This window comes from Pseudomonas sp. TJI-51 (genome assembly GCF_000190455.2).
Taxonomy (GTDB): domain Bacteria; phylum Pseudomonadota; class Gammaproteobacteria; order Pseudomonadales; family Pseudomonadaceae; genus Aquipseudomonas; species Aquipseudomonas juntendi.
On sequence record NZ_AEWE02000081.1, the window covers coordinates 63,426 to 74,621 of the forward strand.

Sequence of the window (11,196 nt, forward strand, 5' to 3'; positions counted from 1 at the left end):
GCACGCCCGCTCCCACAGGACCCTGCTAAATCAATAAGTTATGTACTGTTCTACGGAACGGCCAGCCCAAACAACCTAGCTGCAAGCCTGCAATGCCTGCTCGACATCCGCCAGCAGGTCTTCCACATCCTCCAACCCCACCGACAAGCGCACCAACCCCTCCGAGATCCCGTGATGCGCCCGCTCCTCTGGCGTATAGCTGGAATGGGTCATGCTCGCCGGGTGCTGCGCCAACGATTCGGCATCCCCCAGGCTAACCGCCCGGGCAAACAGCTGCAGTGCGTTCATGAACCTGCGCCCGGCCTCGATGCCACCCTTGAGCTCAAAAGCAATCATCCCGCCCGGCAAACGCATCTGCCGCTGCGCCAGCTCGTATTGGGCGAACGATGGCAAGCCCGGGTAGTGGATAAGCTCGACCTGAGGCTGCCGAGCCAGGAACTGCGCCACCTCCAGTGCGTTGGCGCAGTGGCGGTCCATGCGCAGTGCAAGGGTCTTGATCCCGCGCATCAATAAAGCCGCGTCATGCGGGGACAGCACCGCCCCGGTCATGTCTTTCAGCCCTTCCAGACGAATACGGTCGACCAGCGCCTTGCGCCCCACTACCAACCCCGCGGTGATATCACCATGGCCACTGAGATACTTGGTCGCCGAATGCACCACCAGGTCCGCCCCCAGCGCCAGTGGCCGCTGCAGGTAGGGCGTGCAATAGGTGTTGTCGACCACGATATGCAAGTCATGCCCACGGGCCACGTCGGCGACCGCCGCGATATCCACCAGCTGCATGTTGGGATTGGCTGGCGTTTCAAAGTAGATCATGCGTGTCTTGCGGGTGATGGACGCCCTTAAAGCCTTGGCGTCATTGAGGTCGACGTGACGGACCTTCACCCCGAACTGGCCAATGCCGTGATGCAGAAACGCAAAGGTGCACCCATACAAGGTATGCCCCACGATCAGTTCGTCGCCGGGGCGCAGCAGGGTCCAGATCGTCGAGGTAATCGCGCCCATCCCCGACGCCAGCGCCAAGCCTGCCTCACCACCCTCCAGCGAAGCCATGCGCTCCTCCAGCAGCGCCAACGTGGGGTTGGAGATGCGGCTGTAGAAATGCCCTGCCACGTCCCCGGCAAAGCACGCTGCGCCGTGTTCAACAGTGGGAAAGGCATAGGTGGCGGTCTGGTAAACCGGCGGCACCAGCGCGCCACTATGGGACAGCGGGTCGTAGCCGTGGTGGATGGCTCGCGTGGAAAAACCGGTGTTGTTATGGGAGTCGCGCATGGCAACAGCCTCTTGTGGTTTGCTATAAGCTTATGCCACCGAGCTGCCCGAATTTTTCCAAAGTAGCCCACATAGCGGCCTGCTTGGTGGAAAGAAAACAACAATCAAACAAGCAGGAGGGCAAAACATGCCTTCGAGCCTCGATCGCACCGACCGCGCCTTGCTGGCCGCCCTGCAGGACAACGCCCGCCTCACCGTTGCCGAACTCGCCGACCAGGTGGCACTGACCACCTCGCCCTGCTGGCGCCGCGTCAAACTGCTGGAGGACAACGGCTACATCACCGGTTACCAGGCCGTGCTCTCGCCCAAGTCACTGGGCTTCGGCGTCACTGCATTTGTCAGCATCATGATGGACTCGCACACCAAGGACATGGCCCTGGCGTTCGAGCAGCGGCTGATGGAAATTCCCGAAATCGTCGCCTGCCACAACATCTCTGGGCGCTACGACTTTCTGCTGGAGATTCTGGCGAGGGACCTGGAATCGTTCGGCGAATTCACCCGCGAGGTGCTGCAGCGGTTGCCGGGGGTGAAGGAGATCTATTCGAGCTTTTCCTACAAGGCCGTCAAGGAGCGCCGGGTAATTCCTGTATCGGAACACCACATCTGAACGGCAAGCACGCCCCCCTGGCGCATCACCAGGCGTGAGACAACCTGCACAAAAAAACCCCGCCGGAGCGGGGTTTTTGGTAGTGCAGGCCAGCGCTTAGATCGCACCACGCTGACGCAGTACGTCCAACACCTGTTTAACGCCTTCGTCCACGCTGGTGGCCTGGGTGTCGATCACCAGGTCGGCATCCAGCGGCACATCGAACGGGAAGCTTTCGCCTGGGATGTTGTCGCCACCGGCAGCGTACAGGCCCTGTGGGTCACGCTCGCGGCAAACCAGTGGGGACGCCTGGACGTAAACCGTTACCAGGCGATCCTTGCCGATCAGCGCCTTGGCCTGTTCGCGGCCTTCGGCATCCGGGGCAACGAACGCCGCCAGGGTCAGCATGCCGGCTTCGTTGAACTGGCGCGCCACATGGGCGGCACGGCGCCAGTTTTCGGTGCGGCCAGCGCGGTCCTGCGGCAGGCCCTTGTTCAGGTCATGGCGCAGGTTCTGCCCGTCGAGCACGTACACTGCACGGCCCATGTCGAACAGCTTGCGCTCAACGGCATAGGCCAGGGTGCTCTTGCCGGCGCCAGAAAGGCCACTGAACAGCACGGTGGCTGGCTGCTGACCGAAACGCAGGGCGCGCTCCTCGGTAGACACGTGGGCCTGCTTGCCATGCTGGCCGGTGCTGCCATGCGGCAAGACTGGCTGGGCGATGATCATGCCGGCGCCGACGGTGCCGTTGGTGAGGCGGTCGATGACGATGAACGCGCCGGTTGTGCGGTTGCTGTCGTAACCGTCCAGGGCAATGGCGCTGTCCAGGGATACCTTGACGCGGCCAATCTCGTTCAGCTGCAGGGCGCTGGCGGCGTCCTTCTCGAGGGTGTTCACATCAACCTTGTGGGTGATGCTGGCAATCGAGCCCGGCACGTAGCTGGTGGCGCGCTTGATGTCGTACTTTTTGCCCGGGAGCATCGGCTCTTCGGCCATCCACACCAGCATGGCGTCGAACTGGTCAGTGACCGGCGGCACGTTGTCGGCATGCACCAGCAGGTCGCCACGGGAGATGTCGATCTCATCTTCCATGGTCAGGGTCACGGCCTGGCCTGGGCCGGCGCTTTCCAGTTCACCTTCATAGGTGACGATGGACTTGACCCGGCTGCTCTTGCCCGACGGCAGTACGACAATTTCGTCGCCCTTGTGCACCACGCCGCTGGCGAGGGTGCCGGCAAAACCGCGGAAGTTCAGGTTCGGCCGGTTGACGTACTGCACCGGGAAACGCAGGTCGGTGAAGTTGCGGTCAGCCGACACTTCGACGGTTTCGAGGATTTCCATCAGGGTCGGGCCGGTGTACCACGGCGATTGTTCGCTGTGGTTGACCACGTTGTCACCCTTGAGCGCCGACATCGGCACGAAGTGCAGGCTGCTCGGGGTCAGGTTGATGGCTTCGGCAAACTTCAGGTAGTCCGCCTTGATGGCCTCGAAGACGCCTTCATCGAAGCCCTTCAGGTCCATCTTGTTGACCGCGACCACGATGTGCTTGATGCCCAGCAGCGACGCGATGTAGCTGTGGCGGCGGGTCTGGGTCTGCACGCCATAGCGGGCATCGACCAGGATGATCGCCAGGTCACAGGTTGATGCGCCGGTGGCCATGTTGCGGGTGTACTGTTCGTGGCCCGGGGTGTCGGCGATGATGAACTTGCGCTTGGCGGTGGAGAAATAGCGGTAGGCGACATCGATGGTGATGCCCTGCTCACGCTCGGCCTGCAGGCCGTCTACCAGCAGCGCCAGGTCGACCTCTTCGCCGGTGGTGCCAGACTTTTTCGAATCGCGGGTGATGGCCTCGAGGTGGTCCTCGTAGATCATCTTGGAGTCGTGCAACAGGCGCCCGATCAGGGTGCTCTTGCCGTCATCCACGTTGCCGCAGGTGAGGAAACGCAGCAGTTCTTTACGCTCGTGCTGAGCCAGATAAGCGAGGATGTCTTCGCTGATCAAATCGGATTGGTGCGACATGGAGTAACCCTGAAAATTAGAAGTAGCCCTGACGTTTCTTGTCTTCCATGGAACCGGCGCCATCGTGGTCGATGACCCGGCCCTGGCGCTCGGAAGTGCGCGTCAGGAGCATTTCCTGAATGATGTCGGTGAGCGTTTCGGCCTCCGACTCGACAGCGCCCGTGAGCGGGTAGCAGCCGAGGGTACGGAAACGCACCTTCTTCTTGACGATGCGGGCTTTCTCTTCCTCGGAGAGGTGTTCGAGGATGCGCTCGTCGTCGATCATGATCAGGGTGCCGTTCTTCTCGATGACTTCACGCTCGGCAGCGAAGTACAGCGGCACGATCGGGATGCCTTCGAGGTAGATGTACTGCCAGATGTCCAGTTCGGTCCAGTTCGACAGCGGGAAGACGCGGATCGACTCACCTTTGTTGACCTTGCCGTTGTACACGTTCCACAGCTCGGGGCGCTGGTTCTTCGGGTCCCAGCGGTGCTTGCTGTCACGGAACGAGTACACACGCTCCTTGGCCCGCGACTTCTCTTCGTCGCGGCGAGCACCACCAAAGGCGGCGTCGAAACCATGCTTGTCCAGCGCCTGTTTCAGGCCCTGGGTCTTCATGATGTCGGTGTGCTTGGAGCTGCCATGGGTGAACGGGTTGATGCCCTGCGCCACACCCTCGGGGTTGACGTGGGTGATCAGCTCCAGGCCCATTTCCTCGACCATCTTGTCGCGGAACCTGTACATCTCCTGGAATTTCCACTGGGTGTCGACGTGCATGACCGGGAACGGCAGCTTGCCCGGGAAAAAGGCCTTGCGCGCCAGGTGCAGCATCACGGCGGAATCCTTGCCGATCGAGTACAGCATCACCGGGTTGTCGAACTCGGCGGCCACCTCGCGGATGATGTGGATGCTTTCCGCCTCCAGCTGTTTCAAGTGCGTCAGTTTGTCGACCATGGCTACTCACGAAAAACGATCTTATGGACGGCCTGCGGGCCGTGTTCGAGCGGGTCACTGTATCACAGCGGCTGCTTCTATTTAGGCGGCCAGCTAGATCGAAAAAGTCTAACGATATGACTGGGTGTTAGGCTGATGCCTGTTCAATTAAGCGTTACTGGGGCTGCTTTGCAGCCCTTCGCGGGCACGCCCGCTCCCACACGTTTGCCGCTGAACTCGAGAAATGCGCGATCCCCTGTGGGAGCGGGCGTGCCCGCGAAGGGGCCAGTGAGGTCAGATCGGGTTCGGGCAATCGATGAACAGGTGTTCCACGGCAAACCGCCGCGCCAGGTAATCACCCAGCGCCTGCACCCCATACCGCTCGGTGGCATGGTGCCCGGCAGCGATGAAGCTGACGCCATTCTCCCGCGCACTGTGGTAGGTCTGCTCCGATGCCTCACCGGTCAGGTACAGGTCTACCCCGGCGGCAATCGCCGTGTCGATATAGCCCTGCCCGCCCCCGGTACACCAGCCGACCCGGCGGATCATTTCGTCGCCTTCGACCAGCAGCGGCTCACGCCCCAGCACCTCCTGCACGCGCCGGGCAAAATCGCGGGCGGTCACCGGCTCGGCCAGCGAACCGACCAGCCCGACCACCTTGGGGTTCTCCGGGTCAAGCGGCCCTTCGACGGTAATCTCCAGTTGCCGCGCCAGCTGCACGTTGTTGCCCACCTCAGGGTGTACATCCAGCGGCAAGTGGAATGCCAGCAGGCTGATGTCGTTGTTCAGCAAGGTTTTCAGGCGGCGTTGGCGGATGCCGGTGATGCAGGGGTTTTCGCCCTTCCAGAAGTAGCCGTGGTGCACCAGCACCAGGTCGGCTTCGGCCTCGACCGCGGCATCCAGCAACGCCTGGCTGGCGGTGACACCGCTGACGATACGGCTGACCTGCGGCCGGCCTTCGACCTGCAGGCCATTGGGGCAGTAGTCCTGGATCCTGGCGCTGCCCAGGTAACGCTCGGCTTCTTCAACCAGGGTGTTTAGCGCGACGGCCATGAAAATCTCCTCGAAAACTGCACACTCCCCAGGCACAACGCACAGGGAACGCCCGTATAATGCCGGCCATTATGGGCCGTCGCCGGCACTGGGGGAACCGGTGTATGATCGCGCGCGCTCATGCCCCACCGCGCGGCCACTGGCCCCCGCTCTTTTCAGGACTCGTTCATGTTCAAGGCTTTGCGTTACTTTGGCTGGCCCCTGCTTACCGGCGTATTGATCGCCGTGCTGATCATCCAGCGGTTTCCGGAATGGGTCGGCCTGCCCAGCCAGGACGTCAACCTGCAGCAGGCACCGCAGACCACGAAGATCATGCAGGGCCCGGTATCCTACGCCGACGCCGTGACCCTCGCGGCCCCGGCGGTGGTCAACCTGTACACCACCAAGGTGGTCAACAAGAGCGCCCACCCGCTGTTCGAAGACCCGCAGTTCCGCCGCTTCTTCGGCGACAACCTGCCCAAGCAGCGCCGCTGGGAATCGAGCCTGGGCTCGGCAGTGATCATGAGCCCCGAGGGCTATCTGCTGACCAACAACCACGTCACCAGTGGCGCCGACCAGATCGTGGTGGCCTTGAAGGATGGCCGCGAGACCCTGGCCCGGGTCATTGGCAGCGACCCGGAGACCGACCTGGCGGTATTGAAGATCGACCTGAAGAACCTGCCCGCCATCACCATTGGCCGCTCCGACACCATCCATATCGGTGACGTGACGCTGGCCATCGGCAACCCGTTCGGCGTTGGCCAGACCGTGACCATGGGCATCATCAGCGCCACCGGCCGCAACCAGTTGGGCCTGAACAACTACGAAGACTTCATCCAGACCGACGCCGCGATCAACCCGGGCAACTCCGGTGGTGCGCTGGTCGATGCCAACGGCAACCTGGTCGGCATCAACACGGCCATTTTCTCCAAGTCTGGTGGCTCGCAGGGCATTGGCTTCGCCATCCCGGTCAAGCTGGCACTGGAGGTGATGAAGTCGATTGTCGAGCACGGCCAGGTGATCCGCGGCTGGCTGGGTATCGAAGTGCAGCCACTGAGCCAGGAACTGGCCGAGTCGTTCGGCATGAAGGACCGCCCAGGCATCGTGGTTGCAGGCATCTTCCGCGAAGGGCCGGCGGCCAAGGCCGGGCTGCAGCTGGGGGACGTGATCTTGAGCATCAACGGCGAACCGGCAGGTGACGGGCGCAAGTCGATGAACCAGGTGGCGCGGATCAAACCGAACGAAAAGATCACCATCGAGGTGATGCGTAACGGGCAGCAGCTCAAACTGGTGGCCGAGGTGGGGCTGCGGCCGCCACCGGCACCCGCTGCCCCACAAGAAGAGAAGTAAACATCGGGGCCGCTTTGCGGCCCCGGCTGTATCAATGCAGGATCTGGCTGAGGAACAACTTGGTCCGGTCGCTACGCGGCCGGTCGAAGAAGTCATCCGGTGCCGCCTGCTCGACGATTTCACCTTTATCCATGAAGATCACCCGGTTGGCCACGGTGCGGGCAAAGCCCATCTCGTGGGTCACGCAGAGCATGGTCATGCCATCTTCGGCCAGACCCACCATGGTATCGAGCACTTCCTTGACCATCTCCGGGTCCAGGGCCGAAGTGGGTTCGTCGAACAGCATGATTTTCGGCTTCATGCACAACGCCCGGGCAATCGCCACGCGCTGCTGCTGGCCACCAGACAACTGCCCCGGGTACTTGTGCGCCTGCTCCGGGATACGTACCCGCTCCAGGTAATGCATGGCAATCTCTTCGGCCTTGCGGCGCGGCATCTTGCGCACCCACATCGGCGCCAAGGTGCAGTTCTCCAGAATGCTCAGGTGCGGGAACAGGTTGAAGTGCTGGAACACCATGCCCACTTCACGGCGGATCGCCTCGATCTGCTTGAGGTCGTTGGTCAGCTCCACGCCATCGACCACGATGCGCCCCTGCTGGTGTTCTTCCAGGCGGTTGAGGCAACGGATGGTGGTGGACTTGCCCGAGCCGGACGGCCCGCACAGCACGATACGCTCGCCCTGGCGAACATTGAGGTTGATGTCCTTGAGCACATGGAACTGACCGTACCACTTGTTCACACCCTGCATCTGGATGATCCCTTCGGGGCCGGCAGGCTGCTTGATCGCTTCACTCATTTCGAAACTCCTAACGCTTGTGGCCAGTGTCCAGCTTGCGCTCCAGGTGCATGGAGTAGCGGGACATACCGAAACAGAAAATCCAGAACACCAGAGCAGCGAAAACGTAGCCCTCGGTAGCCATACCCAGCCAGGCCGGGTCGGCGGCGGCTTGCTTGACACTGTTCAGCAGGTCGAACAGGCCGATGATGATCACCAGGCTGGTGTCCTTGAACAGGGCAATGAAGGTGTTGACGATGCCAGGGATCACCAGCTTGAGCGCCTGCGGCAGGATCACCAGGCCCATCGCCCGCCAGTACCCCAGGCCCATGGCTGCGGCCGCTTCGTACTGGCCCTTGGGGATGGCTTGCAGGCCACCGCGTACCACTTCGGCGACATAGGCCGACTGGAACAGGATCACGCCGATCATCGCCCGCAGCAGCTTGTCGAAGCTCATGCCCTCAGGCAGGAACAACGGCAGCATCACCGAAGACATGAACAGCACGGTGATCAGCGGCACGCCGCGCCAGAACTCGATGAAGGTCACGCACACCACCTTCACCGCCGGCATCCTCGAACGCCGCCCCAAGGCCAGCAGAATGCCCAGGGGCAAAGCGCCGACGATGCCCACGGTGGCGATCACCAAGGTCAGCATCAGCCCGCCCCACTGGCTGGTGGACACGTTGCTCAGGCCCAGCAGGCCACCGTGCAACAAGGTGTAGGCCAGCAGCGGGTAAAGCACCAGGAAGCCCAGGCCATAGAGGGCCTTGCGCGGGAAGCGCTTGATGAACAACGGCGCTGCGCCAAGCACTGCCAGCCATACCGTCAGGTCGACCCGCCAGCGCAGCTCGACGGGGTAGTAGCCGTACATGAACTGGCCGAAGCGCTGCTGCACGAACACCCAGCAGGCGCCGTCCTTGGTGCAGTCGGCGCGGGTGGTGCCAACCCAGTTGGCGTCGATCAGTGCCCACTGCAACAGCGGTGGCACGATCAGCCAGATCAGGTAGAGGGCAAACAGGGTCAACAGGGTGTTCAACCAGCTGGAGAACAGGTTGGTACGCATCCATGCGAGTACGCCGACGGTTTTCACCGGTGGCGGCATATCGGGTTTGAAAACATGGGCATTCACAGGCGTATCCTCACCGCTCGATCAGCGCAATGCGCTTGTTGTACCAGTTCATCAGCAGCGAAATGCTGATGCTGATGGCGAGATAGACACTCATGGTGATGGCGATCACCTCGATGGCCTGGCCGGTCTGGTTGAGCACGGTACCGGCGAACAGCGAGACCATCTCCGGGTAGCCGATGCCGGCCGCCAGCGACGAGTTCTTCGCCAGGTTCAGGTACTGGCTGGTCAGTGGCGGAATGATCACCCGCAAGGCCTGGGGGATGATCACCTTGCGCAAGGTTGGCCCTTCGCGCAGCCCCAGCGAGCGCGCCGCCTCGGTCTGGCCGTGGCTGACCGAACGGATGCCCGAGCGCACGATCTCGGCGATGAAGGCGGCGGTATAGATCGTCAGCGCCAGGGTCAGCGCCAGCAATTCGGGGATCAGCACCCAGCCACCGACGAAGTTGAAGCCCTTGAGCTGCGGTGCCTCCCACGTGACCGGGCAGCCGAACAGCAGCACGCTCAGGCCTGGAATGACCAGCAACAGCGCCAGCGCGGCCCAGAACTTGTGGAACGGTACACCGGTCTCGTCGAAGCGTTTGTTGGCCAGGCGCACCATCAGCCAGACCGCCCCCACCGCCACCGCCAACGCCGCGACAAATGGCCAGAAACCGTCCGCCATGGAGGCACCAGGCATGTTCAGGCCACGGTTGCTGATGAAGAACAGGTCGTTGAGGTTGATGCTGCCCCGCGGTCCCGGCAGGGTCAGGAATACGGCGAAGTACCAGAACAGGATCTGCAGCAGCGGCGGAATGTTGCGGAAGGTCTCCACGTACACCGTCGCCAGCTTGTTGATCATCCAGTTCGGCGACAAGCGTGCCACACCGATGATGAAACCCAGGATGGTCGCCAGGATGACGCCAATGAAGGTGACCAGCAGGGTGTTGAGCAGGCCGATGACGAACACCCGTGCATAGCTGTCCGATTCCACATAGGGGATCAGGTGCTGGGCGATGCCGAAGCCGGCACTGCGATCGAGGAAGTCGAAGCCCGAGGTGATACCCCGGTGTTGCAGGTTGGTTTGCGTATTGTGAAACAGGTACCAGCCCAGACCGACCACGAAAACGATGGTGAGAATCTGGAACAGCCACGCGCGCACACGTGGATCGCTCAGGGATAAACCCTTTTGTGCGCCAATATGATTTTGCATGAAGTGCCCCGGAAAATAGGGATTCGAACAACCTGCGGCGGCCGGATGCCGCCGCAGGGTGCAGCCATCAGCGCACAGGTGGCGCGTACTGGATGCCGCCGTTGTTCCACAGGGCGTTCATGCCACGGTCGATCTTCAGGTCGGTACCTTGGCCCAGGTTCTTCTCGAACACTTCGCCGTAGTTGCCGACTTGCTTGACGATCTGCACTACCCAGTCTTTGGGCAGCTTGAGGTCCTTGCCGTACTCGCCGTCCGCACCCAGCAAGCGGGCCACGTCAGGGTTCTTGGTAGCTTTGGCTTCAGCCTCGACGTTCTTCGAGGTGATGCCCGCCTCTTCGGCGTTGAGCATGGCGAACAGGGTCCACTTGACGATGCTGAACCAGTCTTCGTCGCCTTTGCGCACCACCGGGCCGAGTGGCTCCTTGGAGATGGTTTCCGGCAGCACCACATATTCGGTCGGTGCGGCCAGCTTGGAGCGCTGGGCAAACAGCTGCGACTTGTCGGACGTCAACACATCGCAACGACCGGACTCCAGCGACTTGGCGCTTTCGTCAGAGGTATCGAAGGTGATCGGGGTGTACTTCAGGCCATTGGCCCGGAAGAAGTCCGACACGTTCAGTTCGGTGGTAGTCCCTGCCTGGATGCAGATGGTCGCGCCATCGAGCTCCTTGGCACTGGAAACACCGAGCTTCTTGTTGACCAGGAAACCGACGCCGTCATAGTAGGTGACACCGGTGAACACCAGGCCCATGCCGGCATCGCGCGAGCTGGTCCAGGTGGTGTTGCGCGACAGCACGTCAACTTCACCCGATTGCAGGGCCGTGAAGCGTTCCTTGGCGTTGAGCTGGCTGAACTTGACCTTGTTGGCGTCGCCGAACACGGCAGCGGCCACGGCGCGGCAGACATCGGCGTCGATACCGATGATCTTGCC

The 11,196-nt window shown here is 62.0% G+C and carries 10 protein-coding genes; 2 read left to right on the top strand and 8 right to left on the bottom strand.

The genetic code is table 11. The annotated features are described in order from the left end of the window. Positions 1–75 precede the first annotated feature (75 nt). On the bottom strand, positions 76–1,272 hold the full coding sequence (locus G1E_RS18120; RefSeq protein ID WP_047149989.1) for a methionine gamma-lyase: 1,197 nt from the start codon (positions 1,270–1,272) through the stop codon (positions 76–78). 127 nt (positions 1,273–1,399) lie between these two features. Between G1E_RS18120 and G1E_RS18125 the strand changes: the two genes are divergently transcribed. After that, positions 1,400–1,879 carry an Lrp/AsnC family transcriptional regulator gene (locus tag G1E_RS18125; protein ID WP_009684443.1) on the top strand — a complete coding sequence of 160 codons (480 nt, stop codon included), beginning with the start codon at positions 1,400–1,402 and terminating at the stop codon, positions 1,877–1,879. Between the two features lie 96 nt (positions 1,880–1,975). Here G1E_RS18125 and cysN read toward each other — a convergent pair whose 3' ends face one another. From cysN to G1E_RS18140, 3 genes are all read right to left on the bottom strand, one after another. Continuing rightward, positions 1,976–3,877, bottom strand: coding sequence for a sulfate adenylyltransferase subunit CysN (gene cysN / locus G1E_RS18130; RefSeq protein ID WP_009684444.1), 1,902 nt, complete (start codon positions 3,875–3,877; stop codon positions 1,976–1,978). A gap of 16 nt (positions 3,878–3,893) precedes the next feature. Further along, positions 3,894–4,811, bottom strand: coding sequence for a sulfate adenylyltransferase subunit CysD (gene cysD / locus G1E_RS18135; protein ID WP_009684445.1), 918 nt, complete (start codon positions 4,809–4,811; stop codon positions 3,894–3,896). A gap of 273 nt (positions 4,812–5,084) precedes the next feature. Then, positions 5,085–5,843 (bottom strand): Nif3-like dinuclear metal center hexameric protein, encoded by a 759-nt coding sequence (locus G1E_RS18140; protein ID WP_009684446.1) that lies wholly within the window; start codon positions 5,841–5,843, stop codon positions 5,085–5,087. 168 nt (positions 5,844–6,011) lie between these two features. Here G1E_RS18140 and algW point away from each other — a divergent pair, with 168 nt between their 5' ends. Next, positions 6,012–7,172 (top strand): Do family serine endopeptidase AlgW, encoded by a 1,161-nt coding sequence (algW, locus tag G1E_RS18145; protein WP_009684447.1) that lies wholly within the window; start codon positions 6,012–6,014, stop codon positions 7,170–7,172. Between the two features lie 31 nt (positions 7,173–7,203). On the opposite strand, the gene G1E_RS18150 is transcribed toward algW, so the two are convergent. The 4 genes from G1E_RS18150 to G1E_RS18165 form a co-directional block, all read right to left on the bottom strand. Next, positions 7,204–7,968, bottom strand: a complete 765-nt coding sequence (locus G1E_RS18150; protein WP_003251792.1) for an amino acid ABC transporter ATP-binding protein — start codon at positions 7,966–7,968, stop codon at positions 7,204–7,206. Between the two features lie 10 nt (positions 7,969–7,978). Then, complete coding sequence (locus G1E_RS18155) at positions 7,979–9,076, bottom strand: amino acid ABC transporter permease (protein ID WP_009684448.1); 1,098 nt, start codon at positions 9,074–9,076, stop codon at positions 7,979–7,981. Positions 9,077–9,086: 10 nt separating this feature from the next. Then, complete coding sequence (locus G1E_RS18160) at positions 9,087–10,265, bottom strand: amino acid ABC transporter permease (RefSeq protein WP_009684449.1); 1,179 nt, start codon at positions 10,263–10,265, stop codon at positions 9,087–9,089. A 67-nt stretch (positions 10,266–10,332) separates the two neighbouring features. Continuing rightward, positions 10,333–11,196: amino acid ABC transporter substrate-binding protein (locus G1E_RS18165; protein ID WP_047149993.1), on the bottom strand; the 864-nt coding region annotated here is incomplete at its 5' end.